A 19,340-nucleotide genomic window follows, 5' to 3' on the forward strand; every position below is an offset into this window, starting at 1 on the left:
GGCTTTAACACCTGACTTAATAGCCCGCCTACGCGCGCTTTACGCCCAATAAATCCGGATAACGCTCGCTCCCTACGTATTACCGCGGCTGCTGGCACGTAGTTAGCCGGAGCTTCTTCTGTAGGTACCGTCATTTTCTTCCCTACTGAAAGCGGTTTACAACCCGAAGGCCTTCATCCCGCACGCGGCGTTGCTGCGTCAGGGTTTCCCCCATTGCGCAAAATTCCCCACTGCTGCCTCCCGTAGGAGTCTGGGCCGTGTCTCAGTCCCAATGTGGCCGGTCGGTCTCTCAACCCGGCTACCCATCGTTGGCTTGGTAGGCCGTTACCCCACCAACTACCTAATGGGCCGCGAGCCCATCTCTCACCGCACAAGGCTTTCCCGTACATAGCATGCGGAATGTACGGAGTATCCGGTATTAGCACAGGTTTCCCTGAGTTATTCCGAAGTGAGAGGCAGGTTGCTCACGTGTTACTCACCCGTTCGCCACTCTACTCACACCCGAAGGTGCTTTCTCGTTCGACTTGCATGTGTTAAGCACGCCGCCAGCGTTCATCCTGAGCCAGGATCAAACTCTCCATTCAAAAGCAGGCGCGAGGCCTGCATCAAGAACGGTATTTGATTCCGGTGGTTTGGCTATTCGCTCTCACGATAGCCTGTTTCCGGATGCGACCCCTCGGTAGAAAGAGAGGAGTCGTCTTTAGAATTCTTTTAAGGATTTCCTCGGTATCTGACCGAGGCGGGTTCCTTCATGTGATCATTCAAAGAACTCGTTGGCTTGTATCACTTTTCGTCTAAACAGTATCCGATTTTCAAGGTTCCGAGACGGGCTCTATCTGAGACCGTCCCTGCCGCTTTTAGGTTAAAACCTTACGAGCGGCGCGAAGAAGTACTTTACGCTCCTTCGCATCTCGCGTCAATAGCAAATTGAAACTTTTTCAAAATTTTTTGAAGAAGCGACTCTTCGCCATTGCTAAGAACCTGTCAATTGACCTGCTCTTATCCGCCTCGAACATGGTGCCCTTCGCTGCGGCGCGAGTTGGTATATTACGCATCGCATTTGGGGGTGTCAAGCATTAATTTGCAATTTCTCGAAAGTTTTTACGAGACGTCATGTGAGCGTGGCTTTTAGTATGGTTTGTAGTCCTTGCCAATAACGACGAGGAGATTGCCCTCGTAGCTGTAACGTGCATAGCTGCGCACCACGCGCCCCTGGCCCAAATCGGCCGCAAGCAGGCGCGCCGCTGCCTCGTCATCGGTGTCCTTGAACACGACGAAGGTCTCGTCATAGACGAACTGGTTGGCATTGCCCGTGCTGATCACCTTCCAGCCGAGCTTCTTGAGCTCGTTGGTGCAGTCGTTGGCGACGCCCGACACGCCCACGCCATTCCAAACCGCGACGGTGCAGTTCTTGCGCGTGACCTTGTTGGTATCGACCTCCGAGGGAGTCGCGACAGGCGACATGCCACTCGAGACACGCGAGACCATCGTATTCCAGCTATCGGTACTGCAAATACTGTATTGCACGCCGCCTATATCCTCCAACGTCGAAGGCATCGTCTCCTGGTAGCACGAAGTGTCGACGTTGATGCCATGCAGGGCACGAAAGGTCTGCGTCACCTCATCACTTGAGGCGTCTGTTGCAACGCATGCCGTGAAGCTGTCAACGCGCGCAGACATTTGCTCGGAGCTCGATCCAAAGAGCCTACGGCATATGGCGCCCACAAGCGCCTCCTTGCTCGCCGTTGCCACATCGACGGGCAAGGGAGCAAGCTGGCTTTCGAGCCTACTCAGGCCAGCGTCGTTTACCTCTATATAGTGGGCGATATCAACGTCCGCGAGCTTTTTGACAGCCGCGATGATTCCCTCCTCATGCGCATCGGCAAAAGCATCCTCTATCTTGCTATACCCCACGCCATCGATATAGACGCGCGTGTTGACGGGAATCCAGAGGAACGAGAGCGTGACGTTGTCGGGATCAACGCAGACAAGGGCGAGGTCGACGATGGCGCCACGGCCCTCCTCGGCAGATGAGGCATCCGTATGCACGAGGACATTCCAGAACAAGTCGGTTTTGGACTCAACGGGCGTGAGCTGCTGGGAGAAATCCTGCGTATCGAAGACGGGCTTGAGCGCATTGCGTGCCGCCTGCTGATAGACGAGCACACCCACCGTCGTCGCAAGCGCCAGCGCAATGACAGCGACGAACAAGACGGTAAAGAGCATCCTTCGCGTCTGGGATGGATCGCGCTTGCCGAAGCCCGTCGGGTGGATATAGGTGCCGCGTCCCTTCGCGGCGCGCGAAAGGGCCGCACGCTCCGATGCACGAGCTGCCCGGGATTGCGATTTGGACGAGAGGCGCGAACTCGCGAAAGGCGTGCCACCGGAAGACCTATGACGTCGTCCGCCGGCACCGTTTATATTGAGTCCACCTCTTTTGTGATGATATGGCACTGCGCACTCCGACGAATCGCTAGAAACTCAGGTCTTGCGCCGGGACACGCTCGATATCGGCGCCGAGCGCCCGCAGTTTGCCGACGTAATCCTCATAGCCGCGATCGATATGGTGAATGCTGTCGACGAAGGTCGCACCATCGGCAACGAGTCCCGCAATCACGAGCGCGGCGCCCGCGCGCAAGTCGGTCGAATTGACCGGTGCGCCGGAAAGGTGGCCCACGCCGTTCACAAGGGCGTGATGTCCGTCGATGCGGATATCGGCGCCCATGCGAGCAAGCTCTGCAGCGAACATGAAGCGGTTCTCGAAGAGGTTCTCGGTGATGATGGAATCCCCGTTTGCCAGCGCGCAGAGCACCATGAATTGAGCTTGCAGGTCGGTGGGGAATCCGGGAAATGGCAGGGTCTGGATATCGGCCGGTCGCAAATCATCCGAGCGCTCAGCCGTAATCTCGTCGTCGGTGATGAACAGGTCCACGCCCATCTGGTGGAGCTTTTTGAGCGCAAGTCCCAGATGGTCGGGACTAGCGCCCCTTACGGTAACGGGACCGCCAGTCGCAGCACCCGCCACGAGGAAGGTCCCCGCTTCGATACGATCGCCCACGGTCATATGCGAGGTAGGATGAAGCTCGGTAACGCCATGCACCACGACGTCCGGAGTGCCCGCGTTTTCGATGTCCGCTCCCATCGAGATGAGGAAGTTGGCGAGATCCACGATTTCGGGTTCGCAGGCGGCGTTATGGATGACCGTCGTGCCACGAGCGCAAACGGAAGCCATCATGAGGTTCTCCGTCGCGCCCACGCTCTGAAAGTCCAGGATGACCTCGGCGCCAATCAAGCCATTGGGCGTGCTCGCATGGAGGTATCCGTGATCGACATCGAACTGCACGCCGAGCGCCTCGAGACTCGCGATGTGCATGTCGAGTTTGCGCGAGCCAATCTGGCATCCGCCTGGCATTGCCACGACAGCGCAACCGAACCGGGTAATGAGCGGGCCAAGAATCGAAATGGAAGCACGCATCTTGGCGACGAGCTCATAAGGGGTTCTATACGAGTTGAGATCGCGCGTGTCGATGAAAAGAGTATGGCTGTCCTCCCCGCGTCTGACGCGGGCGCCAATGGTCGACAGAACGTCACTCATAACGTCTACGTCCGAGATAAACGGCACGTTTCCGATGCACGTCTCACCAGACGCCATCACGCTTGCCGCCATAAGCTTGAGAACTGAGTTCTTGGCGCCACGAACCTCTACCGTTCCCGAAATGGGCCGTTGGCCGTTGACGACGATCAACTCACGTGAATCCATATCTCCCCTTCAATGCGCTTGCATGAGTTTAGCATCTTGCTCCTGGAGCTAATCTGTAGATGCTGTGATATCGCAAGCGGCGCCCGTGTGGAAGCGGGCAGAAGAAGGCCCGCCAGCTTGGGGCTGACGGGCCGTCACATCCTTGCTTATTACGGCAGAATTACTTGCCGAAACGCTCGATGAGCTTCTCCTTCTGAGCAGAACCCAGGCCGCCAACGCGACGGTTCTCGGCGATGCCGATCTCCTCCATGGCCTTCTGGGCAGTCACCTTGCCAACGCTGGGCAGGGAGACGAGAATCTGAATGACCTTGGTCTTCTTGGTGATCTCGTCATCGCTGTTGAGGACCTTGCTGAGCGTGAGCTTGCCAGACTTGATATCCTCCTTGAGCTTCGCGCGCTTGGCGCGAGCTTCCTTGGCCTTCTCAAGTGCAGCAGCGCGCTGCTCATCAGTCATCTTGGGTAAAGGCATTTCCATCCTCCTCGAAATGGGATCTTGCATCGTGGGGGTACTATAGCACTTCTGAACGTCAAGGTCACGAACATATTGCATTTCAGATAATTTCCATGACCTGCGGAAGGACGATTCGAGACCGGAAAAGGTAGTTGCGGGGGAGATCTGGCGCGCCATGAGGGATTCGAACCCCCGACCGCCGGATTAGAAGTCCGATGCTCTATCCTGCTGAGCTAATGGCGCGCTGTGGCTCCACATTCTAGCGTAAATCACGCGAGGCAACCGACAGCTTAGGCGTCGAAGTTTTCCTCGTGCTTCTTGAGAATCTTCACGGCATTAAGAGTCTCGCGCAACGTCGCATCGATTTCGTCCTCGAGCTGCTTGAGACGCACGAGATCATCATGCACGGCAGCATCCACCATGCCATGGCTGCGCTTGAGGGAGCGGCGCAGGCGTGCATCGATGTCGATCAGGCGCTTCTTGATGCCCACTAGGTCAAGCCCCATGCGGGCAAAATGCGCGGATGATCCCGCCTGTTTGCTTGTCTTATAGAGCTCGAGGATGAACTGGCTGATGGATTGCCCATGTGCAGTCGCGTCAGTGGCGATGGCATCCTTCGTCGAGGGCGGGCACGAGATATTGAGCCTGCCGGTATGGTACTCGGAGTCCTGCTTTCGCTTACGCATGGCCCTCGCCCGCCATCATCGAGACCGCGTGATCGAACTGGTCGAAAACCCCTTCCCAGTTCTCCTCTGCAGCTTTCTTGGAGCCAGGCAGGTTAACGACGAGCACGCGCCCGCGCTGCGCGGCAATTGCGCGACTGAGCATGGCACGATGCGTCTTGGTCATGGAGTAGGCGCGCATCGCCTCGGCAATGCCGGGAACCTCGCGGTCGCACACCTTGCGCGTGGCTTCGGGCGTGACATCCGCGAGCGAAAGACCGCTGCCTCCGCAAGTCAAGACGACATCGGCGCCGGCATCGCAGCAGGCAACGATGGCGTCTGCGATCATGTCGACGTCGTCTTTCACGACAACGCGCGAAAGCGTCGTCCACCCTTGCTCGGCAATGAGCTCCTCGAGGCGCGCTCCTGCCGTATCCTCCTCGATACTGCGTGTGGATGAGCAGGTAACGATTCCGAATTTGATGTTCATGGCCTGTCCCGTCTCTAGTCTCGCGTCCACAACCCCGTGCGTCCACCCTCCTTGCGGACGAGATGCACGTCGCAAATCTCCATGCCGCGATCGACCGCCTTGCACATATCGTATACCGTAAGGAGCGCAATGCTCACGCCGGTGAGAGCCTCCATCTCGATACCGGTCTTTCCGGTCACGCCCGTGGTCATGATCGCGTGAATACCTACTCGCCCGTCCTCGCGTTCGCCTGCCAAGACGGGCTCAAGCTCACACTTTGACTTGGTGATGTTGAGTGGATGGCACATGGGGATAAGCGAACTCGTCTGCTTGCAGCCCATGATACCCGCCACGCGTGCGCAGGCGAGGACGTCGCCCTTCGCCGCCGTGCCGTCCGTAATCATCGCAAGAGTGTCCGAATGCATGAAAATCCAACCTTCGGCAATGGCCTGGCGCTCGGTATCGGCCTTCTGCGAGACATCGACCATGCGCACGACGCCCTTCTCGTCGACATGGCTGAGCTGCCCATCGCGTGCGAGGTCGTTCTCGGAATTGCCAGCCGCAAGGCCTCCTGGTCTGTCCTGCGTCATGTTCTAGCCTCCTATTTGGCTCATGCGTCGCTCGGTGCCACGCTCCTCGTGATGCTCGTCGGGCTTGATGCCAATCGCCTCTTCGATCGCGTGATCGATGGCCTCGGAATCATCGGAGCGAATTGCCTCCATGACATCGATCTCGCGGTCACTGAACAGGCAGGGCCTAATCTTGCCATCCGCCGTGAGCCGCAGGCGATTGCACGAGCTGCAGAAATGGTTCGACATCGCGCTGATGAAGCCGACCGTTCCCTTCGCACCTGGGAGCCTGTAATAAATCGCAGGGCCGGCGCCCGAGGGAAGATCGTCATCAGTGACGGGCTCAAGCGGGCCAATACCAGCTGCGATGGCGCCTTCGTTGATGCGCTCGATGATCTCGCTCGCAGGAACGATGTCTTCTTCGGTCCAGCCAGCGCCTGTGCCACCCGAACTCTCCCCCACCGGCATGTACTCGATGAAGCGCACATGCAAGGGCCTGTCGAGCGAGAGCTTGGCAAAGCCGAAGAAGTCCTGGTCGAGACTGCGAACGGCGACGGCGTTTATCTTGACGGGATCAAAGCCGTTCTCGAGAGCCGCGTCGATGCCCGCAAACACGTCCTCGATCTTTCCGAGACGCGTCACGTAGGTGAACTGTGCGGGATCGAGCGTGTCGAGCGAGATGTTGACGCGCGTGAGACCGGCATCCTTCAAATCGGCCGCCATCTTGGGGAGCAATATGCCATTGGTCGTGAGCGAAATGTCCTCGATTCCCGGCGTAGCGGCGATCTCGCGTACGAGGTCAACCACGCCTTTGCGGATGAGCGGTTCGCCGCCCGTGAGACGCACCCTGCGAATACCCGCCTGCGCCGCGCGACGCGTGAAGTCGGCGATCTCCTCGATGCGCAAGATGGACTCGTGCGATCTGAACGGCACACCCTCCTCGGGCATGCAGTATATGCAGCGCAAATTGCAGCGATCTGTCAGAGAGATACGTAGGTAGTCAATCTTGCGCCCGTAATTGTCCTTCATGTGGCTCCCTCGAAGAAGTTCATTGCAGAATACTACAGAGTGCTCGTATCGATACCGGCGAGCTCGAGGAAATAGCGCGCGACCGCTTCGAAGTCCTCAAGGCCGAAGACGGGCTTTCCCTCAGCGCGCACCTGATCGGCAAGGGCGACGTTATCGGTGACGAGCGCAATGCGCTCCTCAGAGGCGAGTTTGGGGTCTGGATGCCCCGCAGCGTTGCGATAGACCTCGATGGCACCATCAGCCTCGGCGCGGAACCCCTCGACGATCACCAAGTCAACGTCATCGGCGATCTTGGCGACAAGCTCGTCACGCGATGGCTCGCCCTGCGGTGTGCTCACGAAGATCGCGTACTGATCCGAAGCGCTGAGAATGACGGGGTTGGCACCGGCCTGCGCGTACTTCCAGGAGTCCTTGCCCTCGACATCGACGCCGCCCGTCCTGTGACCATGATGCTTGATGACGCCAACGCGGATGCCCATGCCCGTGAGCAACTCCACGACGCGCGTGGTGAACGTCGTCTTTCCGGAATTTGACCACCCGGTCATCGTTATGACAGGCACTTCGCTCATGGATTCTCCTTGCGTGACGCCCGACCATCATTGTGCTGAGCAAAGTATAGCGCAGCTCTCCGACAAAGCACGGAGCAGTTCGAGGCAGACACTGTCGGTGGTGATGCGCACATGCTCGCTCCTGAACGGGGGAAGTCCGAAAACGCTCGCCTTTCTGTCCGAATTTGCTCCTGCTTTGGTCTGGGTTCGTTCAGATTGTCGGGGTGGTTCGCTCGGTAAGCAAAGGCATAGCATGGCGGCTCCAATCGAAGCGACCACCTGGACTATCGGGTGGAAAACGAAGGAGAGGCCATGCCACAGAGCTTTCGCCACGCAGCACCAGATACACCACGCGCGCTGCACAAGATGCAGGTCATCATGCTGAGCTTGCTGCTCATATGCACAATGACCTTACCCTACATTGGCGTAGCCGCCACGCGACCCGCCTTGGCATCGGGACAGACCGTCAATTTATGGAAAGAGGGCAATATCCATTACTCAGACGGTGCATGGAACGCGCATATCTTCCACACGAACGACGGCGAGGGCGAGACACTGGCATATTGCATCGAACCCGCAAAGAACTCGCCCGGCGAGGGAAGCTACGAGAAGAGCAGCATCCATTGCGTGAGCGGAAGGGATTATGAACTCATAGCCGACCTATGGTTCGCCTTCGGTGGGCCGGGTTTCGATGCGAGCATGTGGCCCGCGACAAACTGGAACGGCGACCCCATGGGTGCCGAGGATTACTACCTTGCCTCGCACATTCTTCTGGCCGACACATACAGTTCGAGCGCCCACGAAGCCACCTATGGCGCTGGCGAGAACTTCCGCAACTGGCTTACCTGGAACATCACGGGATTTGACCTAAATAATGGCAGCCTCATCAACCCCAACGCCCTTGGGCGCCTCGTCATGACGCGCACAGGCGAGGTACCCGCCGACTTCGAAGCCTATATGATCGACGGGGGAAGCAAGCAGACCATAGCCGCAAGCTCACGCTACAAGACCGTCGGCATGATCAAGATGAACAAACGGTCGATGAATCCCGATATAACAAACGATAACCCCCTGTACTCCATGGAGGGCATTACATACGGCGTCTACGTGACTAACACCTGTGGCCCCGAAGGCGATACGGGCAAGACTCTCGTGCTCGACGAGTCTGGTTATGCAGAGGTCGGGGGGCTCTATTCAGGCACCTACTTCATACGCGAGATCGAATCCTCCGTCGAGGGCACGGGCTACGCCTACGACCCGACCATTTACAACTGCTGGGTTGACCCCGGAGAAGTGAGCTGGCTTCACGATACGTCAAACGGCGCGGGCGATGTCGACCAAAACGATGTCACGGACGAGCCTCAAACCGAAGACGTTGACGTCATCATCCAGAAACACGACTTGATCACACGGAGTTCGACACCCTCAGGAGACGGTACGCTTGCCGATGCGCTCTTTGAGGTGCGCTATTTCCCGAACCTCACGGGAGAGACAGGGGGCAATGCAGTTCGCAGATGGACCTTTAGGACCGATGATACGGGTAAGGTCGATCTACGCGGCGACCTTGCGCATGCCTTTGTCAGCGGAGACGCACTGTATCGCGATCCGATCGCAAACGAGCCGCTGTTCCCCATTGGCACCTACGCGATTCGCGAGCTGAAGGCCCCCGCCTCCTACGAAGTTCCCGTAGACAACGAGCCCATTGTCATCACCATCACCTCTCATGGCACGGGCGCGCATGACGTGTCGAGCGGTCCGCTTGGCAACGGCGGCGTCATCGTCAACGAGAACCCCATACGTCAGGACCTTTGCTTTACCAAACGCGATCTGGACACGCAAAGGCCCATGGGCGGCATCCCGTTCCTCGTGTCGCGCATTGCCGCGGATGGGTCGACCATCGAACGACATGTCGTCGTCACCGATGCGAACGGAAGATTCGACTCGAGCGCCGCATATCGACGCCATACAACACGTACCAACGCCAATGATGCGGCCGTAGAAATTGGGGCAAATGGAAGTTACGTTGTAAACGAAGCACTGCTCGACTCCGAAGCTGGCACATGGTTTGGGATGACGGCGGACGGAAGCATGACTACGGCGAACGACTCGGTCGGGGCCTTCCCCGACAGCACGAGCTGCCATTACCTCTTCGAGGAGCTGCCCGTGCGAGCAAACGAGGGCAAGGCACTCGTTCAGTTCGAGGCATTTGCCCATGCCGCGCAATCCACCACAATAGACCTGGGAACCGTTGGCAACACCACCCCCACGCTGGCAACGAGCGCACATGACGCACGTGACGGCGATAAGCTCGTGAGCTGGGACGCAAATGCCGTCATCCTCGATTCCGTGTCGTACAGCGGCCTCGTTGCCGGACGGACTTACACGCTCGAGGGCCACCTTGCCGACGCGACGACGGGTGAGGTGCTTCGCGACCCTCATGGCAATGCAATTACCTCCTCGCACACGTTCACCGCATCAGCAAGTACGGGAAGCGTTGAGGTCAAGTTCACGCTCAATACGATGGGTCTGAAAAACGGCAGGCAACTCGTCGTCTGCGAACGCCTTCTCGAGAGTGGCCGTCTTCTCGCGATGCATGAGGATATCGACGATAGCTCCCAAACCGTTACCGTCGTTCAGCCGGCAATCGAGACACACGCAGTTGACGGAATGGATGGCGACTCGCTCATCGTGGGCGATGTCGATGCGACCATCGTTGACCACGTCTCATACACGGGCCTCATAGCGGGCGCGAACTACGAGCTCACCGGCACGGTTGTGGATAGCGCAAGTGGCCTGCCCTTCGAACCGTCAGGCAGCACGGTTACCTCGACAGTCACGTTTGTTCCCGAAGCCTCATCCGGGTCAATCGACATCGCATATGCCCTTGACGCATCCGAGCTGGAACCGGGCACGAAGCTCGTCATCTTCGAGAAACTGATGAGTGACGGCACCATCGTCGCAACGCACGAGGACCTCGATTCCGTCAGCCAGACGATAAGCGTCTTTCCGCCGTCCCTCCAAACGCACGCGCATGATCCACAAGATGGCGATTCGAGCGTTGCGAGCGATATCGCCACGAGCATCATCGACATGGTTTCCTACAGCGGGCTGACGCCAGGGTACGAATACTCGATCGAGGCAACGCTCGTCGACAAGGAGAGCGGACGTCCAGCACTCGATCCGTTCGGGCTACCCGTCACCGCAACGCACGTCTTCACACCTCTGGAGCGCGAGGGAAGCACGGACGTGGTCATCGACTTCGATGCCACGAACATCCAAACGTCAACGGCATTCGTCGTCTTCGAGGAGCTTTACCGCGACGGACGTCACCTCGCAAGTCATGTCGACCTTGCAAGCGTCGAACAGGCGATAGTCGTGGAGCCACCGTACATCCAGACAGCGGCAAGCTCGGATGGCATATCAAAGCGGCTTATGCGCGATAGAGATATCCCCCTCGTTGACACAGTCTCGTATCGCAATCTCAAGGTAGGACAGAACTATGAGCTTCGTGGCCGCGTCATGAACAAGGCAACGGGCGAGGCGCTGAGCGACCGCAGGGGCGACCCCGTAAAGAGCAGTCTCGAATTCACACCGGATGCCCCATCGGGTCTCGTGGAGCTCTCCTTCACGCTCGACACAACCGTCGTGGATGAGGGGACGGAGCTCGTCGTCTTCGAGGAGCTTTACCGCGACGGCGTCAAAATCGCCGCACACGAAGATCTTGCAAATGCCCAACAGACGGTCACGGTCGCCAAGCCACGCATTACGACAACGGCAGCGTCGAAGGACGGGGCCAAGACCGTTGTACGCGATGTCGATACGACCATCGTCGATACCGTGAGCTATGAAGGCCTGGCGCCTCGCTGCGACTACACGCTTGCCGGAGCAGTCATGAACAAGGCAGACGGGAAGCCCCTCGTCGACGAGGACGGCAGGCCAATAACATCGCAAGCAGATTTTGTCACCGAGCATGCCGACGGAACCGTCTCGCTGTCGTTTTCCCTCGACACGAGCATGCTCGAAGCCGGAAGCGAGCTTGTCATCTTCGAGAAGCTTCTTCGCAACGGCGAGGAAATCGCCGTTCACGAGGACATCGAAGACGAAGGGCAAACGGTACGCCTTGTGCCAGCCGCCATCAATACCTGTGCGAGCGACCCGCTCGATGGTGGCAAGCTCATCGCCGCCCATGAGCAGACACGAATATTCGATGCGGTGTCGTATGAGGGCCTGCAGCCTGGCGTCACCTATGAATTCGTGGGAACGCTCATGGACAAGGAAGCGAAAACACCACTCCTTACTGCACAGGGCGAACCTGCGCGGACAACATACAGCTTCGTTCCCGAAGAGGCGGCTGGAACCGTCGATGTCAACTTCTCCTTCGATGCCTCAAGCACCGACACAGAGCGGGAGATCGTCATCTTCGAGGAGCTCTACCGCAAAGGGAGACTTCTCGCGACTCACGCAGACTACGAGAACACCGCTCAGACGGTACGCGTTACGCCGCCCTCTATCAAAACGTACGCGTCCGATATGAGCGATGGCGACAAGGAAATCACCGGGAATTGCATGACAACCATTATCGACAGCGTCTCCTATGCCGGCCTCGTTCCAAACGAAGAGTACGAAATCGATGGCACGCTCATGATCGACGATGGCACTCTCGAAGGAAGACCCGCACTCGATGCTTATGGAAGGCCCATAACCGCGCATATTGCATTTACACCAGACGCCTCCCATGGAAACGCCACCGTTCCCTTCGAGATAGATGCCACGCTCCTGGGCGATGACACAAAGCTCGTCGTTTTCGAGAAGCTCTTTGCCAATGATGCGCTCATGGCCGAGCACGCTGATCTCCATGACGAGGACCAGACCGTGCGCGTGAAACCCTCCAGACCAGAGACACCGCCCGAAGAGGCATCGCCGCCTAATGAGTCGACGCCCACTCCATTTGGCCCCTCGCTGAAGACAGGCGACTCGACCATATGGATGCTCGCAGCATGTGGGTTGATTGGGGGTGCAGCATTCGGCCTGCTAGCAGCGCTACGCCGCAAAGCCTTTGGCCCGAACAGCAAACGGGAGTAGGAAGAATGAATTCGACTACTAACGAGGATGACGTGTCACGCGGCGAGGAACCGTCGTCACTCGTACCGAAAAATATCGTAATTCGAGAGAAACCCCGAATGAAGCGTGGTGATTATTCGGTCACCCAAGAACAAGTTGATGACCTTATCCAAAATGAGCTTTCCGGCATACGTTTTAGCGTAAAGCCAAAGGTAAACAACAGAATCGGCACCCCGGGCAAAACTTCAAAAAGGTATAATGCGGAGAAAGATAAGTACGAGCTGTTCATCGAGATTGGAAAACAATATTCCAGTTCGCACAAGGATTTGATCGATACGCTGGTTCACGAAGAGCTGGAGGCAAGGATAATCAGAAACCGCCATCATCGAGAACTGTATTGTAAATTTGTCGAAGCCAACGACGACGACATTATCCACACTTATATACAAAGATTGGTTGATCGTTTCTTGTTAATAAAGGGGGTACGATGAGCATCGATGAAATTTTCGACATTCTCATGGATGGAGATGCCGAGACGATAAGAGCGCTCTCCGGGTCTGGCGCTCGATACATGTACTCACCCAAGACAGGCGGATTTAGAGCGTGGCATGGCAGAGACTTCGTCTCTGCGTGCAAGGTTTACTTCACGCCTGCTTGCGTAGCCCTCTACGGTAACGAGCATACTTTCTAGGGCGCAATCCCCTACTTGCCGATGAGCTTGAGCAGATAGGGAATTTCGGTCTCGAAATCGACGCCGTACCAGTTGTGGTCGGGCTGGCTGATGGTGGCCTTGATGCAGGCAACCGTGTAGTCAGCCGCCACGGCAAGCGCCTCGTCCAACTCGAAGCCGTTGAGAAGAGCGCCGACCGTCGTAGATGAGAATACATCGCCCGTCCCATGGAAGCGCGCATCGACGAGCTCGTTGAAATACGAGAAATACTCGCCCGTCTCTCCGTCGAGACCATAGACGCCGCAGCTACCCGGCTCGAGACTCACACCAGTGAGCACGGCCTTCTTGGGGCCGAGGGCGGCGAGTCCCTGGAGAAGGTCACGCACGTAGTCCTCGTCATAGGTGCCGTCTTCCTTGTATTCCGCGCCAAGCATGAATGCGGCTTCGGTGATGTTGGGGTCGATGATATCGGCCTTGGAGCAAACCACCGTGCCCATTGCCCGAGCGAACTCGGGGGTGAAGCCCTTGTAGAGCACGCCGTTGTCGGCCATGGCCGGGTCAACGAAGATGAGCGTGCCATCCTCCTTGTGACGATCGAAGAAGCGGCTTACGAGCTCGAGCTGCTCGAAGGAGCCAAGATAGCCCGTGTAGATGGCATCGAAGTCGACCCCGTTGTCAATCCAGCTCTGGGAGATGGGCTCGATCTGGTCGGTCAGGTCGTCGAAAGTGAAGCTCTTGAAAGCGGTGTGAACCGAGAGCACGGCAGTGGGAAGAATGCCGCACTCGACCCCCATGGCCGAGATGATGGGCAACGCAACGGTGAGGGAACACTTTCCAACGCAAGAGATGTCCTGAATGCTTACGACGCGCTTCATGCCGTGCCTCTTTCCAAAAAAGCAACGGGTACCATGCGGCACCCGTTGGCAGATGTCTGGAGCGGGCGATGGGAGTCGAACCCACCTCATGAGCTTGGAAGGCTCAGGTTCTACCGATGAACTACGCCCGCAATGTAGACAGATTATACCCCAATAGGTTCAAGTCACAGGATAAAGCTCGGAAAAGTTTGCGGACGCTTGGACATCGCCTGCATCAGACGAGCTTCGCGTCTGGACGGATTACCGCATCCTGCTCAGGCCTTCGGGAATCTGCGCTCGCCGTAATAACCCGCGTCGAACGCGGCATCCTTCATACCGCATCCGCTCTGATAGCAGGTCGGTCGGAAGTCCAACACCTTCGAGTACAGCTCGGGGTTCTTGCGCAGGTTGGCGAGCATGGCATAGACGGCGGCGCCGTCAATAGCAACGATGCGGTCATTGTGGGAAATCATCGCCAGATACACATCGGCTGCCGTATGCCCCTCCACGCTGATGGGGTCTTCTACCTTGTCGAAGAAACGGGGTTCCTCCATGTCCACGTATCTGCAAAACTCGCGGTAGATATCGTCGTTCTCAGGTGCGAGCAGGCTCCTGGAGTAATCGGGCCTATGCTTGAGGTGCGACGTCTCGTCGGTAAGCCCGGCATCGACTTCCTCGAAGTACAAGCGCATCGTGTGCCCGCGCGTGGCCGTTCCCGCCTCGACCATGGCGGCTTCGTTCTCGTAAGATCCCATGAGCACCTCCCATGACTCTTCCTTTTCGCCATTATCATTCACGAGCACGCGAGCAGGCAAGCCTCTCACCCGCGCAACAGCGGAGTAGGCCTCTTCCAGAATCCCGCCGAGATTTGCTACGCGAGCTATCGCACGAAGTTCGTCATGATCTGGGGTTCTTTCTCGGGCAAACCGAGCTCCTCCTTGCCAAGCGCGATTGCCTTCATGAGAAACGTCATGTTTCTGGCAAGCGTTCTCATCTGCTGCAATCCCTCGGTATCCTCTCCGGCCTCGCCCGGAAGTCTCCCGTGCACGCCATTCCAATACTGGCCCGTGGCAATCGGCATGCCGCATATCCCAAAGTACTTGTTGAGCTCGTCGTAGGTCGCGGTGATGCCGCCGCGCCGCGCTGTCGCAACGGCCGCGCCGACCTTCATAGTCTTCGGGAAATGCGTACTGAAAAATAGCCTGTCGAGGAGAGCAATCAGCGTCGCATTAGCAGAGGCGTAGTAGACCGGCGACCCAACCACCAGACCGTCGGCTTCCTCGAGAGCCGGAGCTATCTCGTTGACTATGTCATCAAAGACGCACGCACCCGTGTTGGCGCAGGATCCACACGCTATGCACCCGCGCACGTCAAGGGAGCCTACGCGCACAAGCTCGGTATCGATTCCTTCGGCCTTGAAGACATCGATCATCTCGTCGAGGGCACGTGCCGTGTTGCCATTCTGCCGGGGTGACCCGTTAATCAGCAATACCTTCATTTCCACTCCCGAAAACTCGTCTTTATTCGACTCCCACCCAGGATACACGTGCTGCAGCATCGTGACGATTCCGCACGCGAAACGCACGCGCACCAAGAAGGCCAGGAGCCTGAGCCCCTGGCCTTGTAGTTTTGTTGGTCGGGGAGACAGGATTCGAACCTGCGACATCCTGCTCCCAAAGCAGGCGCGCTACCAGGCTGCGCCACTCCCCGACGCGAGAAGGAAGTATACCGCACTTTCAGCGCCGAGTAGCGGCATTGTTCCGGCAACGTTCGTCATGCGCCGAGGGACCTGGCCCCATGGCTCATCCCCTACGCGAGCTTGGCCCACTTGCGCTTGCCAACCTGCAGCGTCGCATGGGCGAGCCGCGCGGCGGGCAGATGATACGTGCCCTTCTCGACGGCTTCGCCGTCAATCTTCACGGCACCCTGATCGATCATGCGACGACCTTCACCGCCTGAGCCCACGAGCTTGAGGTCTGCAAGCAACTTGGGCAAGTAGACACCGCCCTTCTCAGGATCCTCCTCGAGCTCGATGTCGAAGACCTCGATGTCATCAGGGGCCGCATGTGCCTTGAAGACAAGGTCGAACTGCTCCTCGGCCGCAGCCGCGGCGTCAGCACCGTGATAAATCCCGATAATCTCACGCGCGAGGCGACGCTTCGATTTGTTGGGGTCAAGCTCCCCTGCTGCCAGGCCTGCTTCGATATCGTCGATCTCGTCCACGGGAAGCGCCGTCGCCAGGCGGTAGTACCGCGGCATGAGCTCATCGGGGATGCTCATGATCTTGCCGAACATGTCGGCTGGCTCGTCGGTGAGACCCACGTAGTTGCCGTAGGACTTCGACATCTTGCGTACGCCATCGAGACCCTCGAGCAGCGGAAGCGTCAGGCAGACCTGTGGCTCCATGCCCTTCTTCTCCATGAGCTCGCGTCCGGCGAGCAGGTTGAAGAGCTGGTCGTTGCCGCCAAGCTCGACATCGGCATTGATGACGACGGAGTCGTACGCCTGCATGATGGGGTAGATGAATTCGTGCATGGCGATGGGCTGCTGGCTGTGATAGCGGTTGGAGAAGTCGTCCCGCTCGAGAATGCGAGCGACCGTGAAGTTGGAAAGCAGACCCAGCAAGTCGGCAAGGTCAAGGTCAAAAATCCAATCGCGGTTATGCACGACCTTGGTCTTCTCGGGGTCAAGCACCTTCATTGCCTGCTCCATGTAGGTCTGAGCATTCGCGTCGATCTGCTCGGCAGAAAGCTGCGGGCGCGTCGAGTTGCGACCGGACGGATCGCCGATCATGGCCGTACCGTCACCGATGATGAGCGTGACCTCATGGCCAAGGTCCTGGAACTGGCGCAGCTTGCGCAGGGGCACGGCATGGCCGATGTGCAAATCCGGACTCGTCGGGTCAACACCGAGCTTGATGTTGAGCGGCGTGCCGCGATCGAGCTTCTTCTTCATGGCCCCAAGCGGCGTAATGCCCGCGACGCCCGACTGAATGATGTGGAGTTGTTCTTCGCTTGAAAGCACGTCTTTGCCTTTCATCAAACCTTACTGCTATGTAAATTCGCTATCTTAGCAGAAGCACCCATGCCAGTTGCGGTGCATGTACTACTCGACCGGCCTGAAGAGATGCCCCGTGGTCGTATCGGCGCTCTTCTTGACCTTCGTCCCGTTTATTCCGCTGCGCACGCGATTATGCGCGTGCTCCGCTTCGCCTTCGCCCATGAGCGTCGCATCGACGGCGAAGCCACGCACGCCAGCACGCAGCAAGTCGCCAATTGCATGCGCGACGTCGAGTGGCACGGCATTGTAAATGTGCCCTCGCCCGCATGCGTCCGTCGTAACCGGAAAGCGGTAACCCTTGCGATCCTCCAGAAAACGCGATGCGCCCTGACGGCGCTCGCAAGTGCCACAACGCTCATCGCACGGCCCTTCGGACATGAGGAAGCAGTGATCGCTCACCATGAGCTCTTGGCGGCCGATGACGACGATCCCGAGAGGAAGCGGCGACTCATCGGCCAGCAGCTTCATCTGGTGAAGCGTGAGCTCGGGCGAGAGCCAGACGAAGCTCGCGCCGAGCGCGGCCCAGGTGCGGATGGCCTCGATGTTGGTGGCGTACATACGCGGCCCGATGGCACAGCCCGGCTCGAACTCCTCGAGCGAACAGGCTATGTTCGTGTCATCGAAACGAATGACCGTCGTGAACGGCGCCATGTCGGAGAGGTCCGTCACGCGCGTGATGTCAATGCCACCGGCGGACAATGCCGTCTGCCCGTCTGCATCAAGCAGCGTTTCTTCGAAAGCGGCGAGTGCGGCACTGCGCGTCTTGTGCAGGGTCGAAAAGCCAATGCCCACGCCCTCGTCCAGATCGACCTGCCAGTCCTCGCACGTGAAAGGCGTGGAGCCGAGCCTGCCCACGTGCTCGATGACATCCTCACGCGTAATCGCCTTGGTGCGTGCCTCCTCAATGACCGGACCTGTCGCTTTCGCTTCGTGGCCCGCCTCGTCACATACGGTAATCTCGAGCGGCTCGCCCTTCCTCATGGTCACGTCGATGGAAACCGGAATCTTCATCCCCGTCTCGGTACGTTCTTGCGCATCGGCGGCGAGCTTGGCCGAGCGCACGCGAAACACGCGATCGCCAACGGAGACCGGCTCGCGCACACCCAGGTACTTCGTCTCGCCCTTGAGGGTGTCGGACGATTCGACGGTATAGGTGACGCGCCCCTTGGAGGTCCAGAACTCGAGCAGGTCACCCACGGCGATGTCCCTCGTTGCGGCAAGTTTGACCTTGCCAGCGGAATACCCCGTGACGCGCCCGACCGCCACACCGCGATTGTTCGGACGCCGGTAACCCATCATGTCGTTACCGCGCTCACCAGTTAGATAGCCCTGCGTGAATCCGCGGTTAAACGCCTCGGCTAGCACATCCTCGGCATCATCGGCGACCTCGTACGAAGCCCGGTCCCTCCATGCGCGGTCAATCGCCTCGCGATACGTTGCCGTAACCGTGGAGACGTACTCGGGCGATTTCATGCGTCCCTCGATCTTGAGCGACGCGACATCGGCCTCGATGAGCTGATCGACCATCCCGATGCCACAAAGGTCCTTGGGACTCAGCAGGTACTGACCTTCCTGCGCGAGCGTCTTGCCGTCTTCATCGACAAGCTTATACGGCAGGCGGCAGGGCTGAGCGCAGAGCCCCCTATTGGCGCTACGTCCGCCAATAAGCGACGAGAGCAGGCACTGCCCCGACTGGCAAATGCACAGCGCCCCGTGCACGAAAACCTCCAAATCGACGCCAAGCTCGGCAAGACGCGCAATCTGCTCGATGGAGAGCTCGCGCGCAAGCGTCACGCGCGAGCAGCCAAGACGCGTGGCCAGCTCGATACCACGCTTGCCACGCACGTTGAGCTGCGTGGAGGCGTGAAGTTCGAGTTCGGGCAGATCGCGGCGCAGCACCGACATGAGACCGACGTCCTGCACGATGGCGGCATCGATTCCCGCCTCGGCTGCAGAGGCGACCATCGCGAGCGCATCGTCCATCTCGCCCGGAAACACGAGCGTGTTGGCCGTGAGGTAGACGCGTACGTCGCGCAGATGCGCATCGTGGCATGCCGCACGCAGGTCGTCGATGGCGAAGTTATCGGCATTGCGCCGCGCGTTGAATGATCCGGCTCCCAGGTAGATGGCATCGGCACCAGCGGCAAGCGCCGCCTCGAACGCCGCGCGATTCCCCGCGGGTGCGAGCAGTTCCGGCTTTCTCATCG

The 19,340-nt window shown here is 58.5% G+C and carries 16 protein-coding genes, 3 tRNA genes and 1 rRNA gene (1 of these 20 running past the window's edge); 3 read left to right on the forward strand and 17 right to left on the reverse strand.

Annotation, left to right across the window (positions count from 1 at the left end):
- From OIM11_08175 to mobB, 10 genes are all read right to left on the reverse strand, one after another.
- Window positions 1-584 (reverse strand): 16S ribosomal RNA (locus OIM11_08175) (it extends 924 nt beyond the left edge of the window).
- A 544-nt stretch (window positions 585-1,128) separates the two neighbouring features.
- Entirely contained in the window at window positions 1,129-2,454 is a 1,326-nt protein-coding gene (locus OIM11_08180; GenBank protein ID HJJ01102.1) for an LCP family protein, read from the reverse strand.
- 19 nt (window positions 2,455-2,473) lie between these two features.
- Entirely contained in the window at window positions 2,474-3,760 is a 1,287-nt protein-coding gene (murA, locus tag OIM11_08185; protein ID HJJ01103.1) for a UDP-N-acetylglucosamine 1-carboxyvinyltransferase, read from the reverse strand.
- Window positions 3,761-3,920: 160 nt separating this feature from the next.
- A complete protein-coding gene (locus OIM11_08190) occupies window positions 3,921-4,229 on the reverse strand; it encodes an integration host factor (GenBank protein ID HJJ01104.1) in 309 nt (102 codons plus the stop codon).
- A gap of 148 nt (window positions 4,230-4,377) precedes the next feature.
- Window positions 4,378-4,454: transfer RNA gene (locus OIM11_08195), tRNA-Arg, on the reverse strand.
- Between the two features lie 47 nt (window positions 4,455-4,501).
- Entirely contained in the window at window positions 4,502-4,897 is a 396-nt protein-coding gene (locus tag OIM11_08200) for a hypothetical protein (protein HJJ01105.1), read from the reverse strand.
- On the reverse strand, window positions 4,890-5,363 hold the full coding sequence (locus OIM11_08205) for a MogA/MoaB family molybdenum cofactor biosynthesis protein (GenBank protein HJJ01106.1): 474 nt from the start codon (window positions 5,361-5,363) through the stop codon (window positions 4,890-4,892). The genes OIM11_08200 and OIM11_08205 overlap by 8 nt, the downstream gene beginning before the upstream one ends.
- Before the next feature lie 14 nt (window positions 5,364-5,377).
- On the reverse strand, window positions 5,378-5,932 hold the full coding sequence (moaC, locus tag OIM11_08210) for a cyclic pyranopterin monophosphate synthase MoaC (GenBank protein ID HJJ01107.1): 555 nt from the start codon (window positions 5,930-5,932) through the stop codon (window positions 5,378-5,380).
- A gap of 3 nt (window positions 5,933-5,935) precedes the next feature.
- On the reverse strand, window positions 5,936-6,940 hold the full coding sequence (gene moaA / locus OIM11_08215) for a GTP 3',8-cyclase MoaA (protein HJJ01108.1): 1,005 nt from the start codon (window positions 6,938-6,940) through the stop codon (window positions 5,936-5,938).
- A gap of 32 nt (window positions 6,941-6,972) precedes the next feature.
- On the reverse strand, window positions 6,973-7,509 hold the full coding sequence (gene mobB, locus OIM11_08220) for a molybdopterin-guanine dinucleotide biosynthesis protein B (GenBank protein ID HJJ01109.1): 537 nt from the start codon (window positions 7,507-7,509) through the stop codon (window positions 6,973-6,975).
- Window positions 7,510-7,800: 291 nt separating this feature from the next.
- On the opposite strand from mobB, the gene OIM11_08225 reads away from it, so the two are divergent.
- The 3 genes from OIM11_08225 (at window position 7,801) to OIM11_08235 (ending at window position 13,240) form a co-directional block, all read left to right on the forward strand.
- On the forward strand, window positions 7,801-12,570 hold the full coding sequence (locus OIM11_08225; protein HJJ01110.1) for a VaFE repeat-containing surface-anchored protein: 4,770 nt from the start codon (window positions 7,801-7,803) through the stop codon (window positions 12,568-12,570).
- Window positions 12,571-12,668: 98 nt separating this feature from the next.
- The gene (locus OIM11_08230) at window positions 12,669-13,040 is read left to right on the forward strand and encodes a hypothetical protein (GenBank protein HJJ01111.1); all 372 of its coding nucleotides are present in this window, start codon (window positions 12,669-12,671) and stop codon (window positions 13,038-13,040) included.
- On the forward strand, window positions 13,037-13,240 hold the full coding sequence (locus OIM11_08235) for a hypothetical protein (GenBank protein HJJ01112.1): 204 nt from the start codon (window positions 13,037-13,039) through the stop codon (window positions 13,238-13,240). Before OIM11_08230 ends, OIM11_08235 begins: the two co-directional genes overlap by 4 nt.
- Before the next feature lie 11 nt (window positions 13,241-13,251).
- On the opposite strand, the gene OIM11_08240 is transcribed toward OIM11_08235, so the two are convergent.
- The 7 genes from OIM11_08240 to OIM11_08270 all read right to left on the reverse strand — a co-directional run bounded on the left by OIM11_08240 (window position 13,252) and on the right by OIM11_08270 (window position 19,338).
- A complete protein-coding gene (locus tag OIM11_08240; GenBank protein ID HJJ01113.1) occupies window positions 13,252-14,094 on the reverse strand; it encodes a pyridoxamine kinase in 843 nt (280 codons plus the stop codon).
- Between the two features lie 57 nt (window positions 14,095-14,151).
- A tRNA-Gly gene (locus OIM11_08245) sits at window positions 14,152-14,225 on the reverse strand.
- A 123-nt stretch (window positions 14,226-14,348) separates the two neighbouring features.
- A complete protein-coding gene (locus tag OIM11_08250) occupies window positions 14,349-14,828 on the reverse strand; it encodes a hypothetical protein (GenBank protein ID HJJ01114.1) in 480 nt (159 codons plus the stop codon).
- Window positions 14,829-14,953: 125 nt separating this feature from the next.
- The gene (locus OIM11_08255) at window positions 14,954-15,571 is read right to left on the reverse strand and encodes a flavodoxin family protein (GenBank protein ID HJJ01115.1); all 618 of its coding nucleotides are present in this window, start codon (window positions 15,569-15,571) and stop codon (window positions 14,954-14,956) included.
- A gap of 135 nt (window positions 15,572-15,706) precedes the next feature.
- Window positions 15,707-15,783, reverse strand: a tRNA-Pro gene (locus OIM11_08260).
- A gap of 99 nt (window positions 15,784-15,882) precedes the next feature.
- Window positions 15,883-17,097: a tyrosine--tRNA ligase gene (tyrS, locus tag OIM11_08265; protein HJJ01116.1), complete on the reverse strand. Its 1,215-nt coding sequence runs from the start codon at window positions 17,095-17,097 to the stop codon at window positions 15,883-15,885.
- Window positions 17,098-17,178: 81 nt separating this feature from the next.
- Complete coding sequence (locus OIM11_08270; GenBank protein ID HJJ01117.1) at window positions 17,179-19,338, reverse strand: DUF3656 domain-containing protein; 2,160 nt, start codon at window positions 19,336-19,338, stop codon at window positions 17,179-17,181.
- Window positions 19,339-19,340 lie beyond the last annotated feature (2 nt).

The sequence above is a fragment of the Coriobacteriaceae bacterium genome, assembly GCA_025992705.1.
GTDB lineage: Bacteria > Actinomycetota > Coriobacteriia > Coriobacteriales > QAMH01 > QAMH01.

Coding starts and splice junctions, on each gene's coding strand:
- murA (HJJ01103.1), bottom strand. CDS start 3,760: ATGGATTCACGTGAGTTGATCGTCGTCAACGGCCAACGGCCCATTTCG.
- OIM11_08190 (HJJ01104.1), bottom strand. CDS start 4,229: ATGCCTTTACCCAAGATGACTGATGAGCAGCGCGCTGCTGCACTTGAG.
- OIM11_08200 (HJJ01105.1), bottom strand. CDS start 4,897: ATGCGTAAGCGAAAGCAGGACTCCGAGTACCATACCGGCAGGCTCAAT.
- OIM11_08205 (HJJ01106.1), bottom strand. CDS start 5,363: ATGAACATCAAATTCGGAATCGTTACCTGCTCATCCACACGCAGTATC.
- moaC (HJJ01107.1), bottom strand. CDS start 5,932: ATGACGCAGGACAGACCAGGAGGCCTTGCGGCTGGCAATTCCGAGAAC.
- moaA (HJJ01108.1), bottom strand. CDS start 6,940: ATGAAGGACAATTACGGGCGCAAGATTGACTACCTACGTATCTCTCTG.
- mobB (HJJ01109.1), bottom strand. CDS start 7,509: ATGAGCGAAGTGCCTGTCATAACGATGACCGGGTGGTCAAATTCCGGA.
- OIM11_08225 (HJJ01110.1), top strand. CDS start 7,801: ATGCCACAGAGCTTTCGCCACGCAGCACCAGATACACCACGCGCGCTG.
- OIM11_08230 (HJJ01111.1), top strand. CDS start 12,669: ATGAAGCGTGGTGATTATTCGGTCACCCAAGAACAAGTTGATGACCTT.
- OIM11_08235 (HJJ01112.1), top strand. CDS start 13,037: ATGAGCATCGATGAAATTTTCGACATTCTCATGGATGGAGATGCCGAG.
- OIM11_08240 (HJJ01113.1), bottom strand. CDS start 14,094: ATGAAGCGCGTCGTAAGCATTCAGGACATCTCTTGCGTTGGAAAGTGT.
- OIM11_08250 (HJJ01114.1), bottom strand. CDS start 14,828: ATGGGATCTTACGAGAACGAAGCCGCCATGGTCGAGGCGGGAACGGCC.
- OIM11_08255 (HJJ01115.1), bottom strand. CDS start 15,571: ATGAAGGTATTGCTGATTAACGGGTCACCCCGGCAGAATGGCAACACG.
- OIM11_08270 (HJJ01117.1), bottom strand. CDS start 19,338: ATGAGAAAGCCGGAACTGCTCGCACCCGCGGGGAATCGCGCGGCGTTC.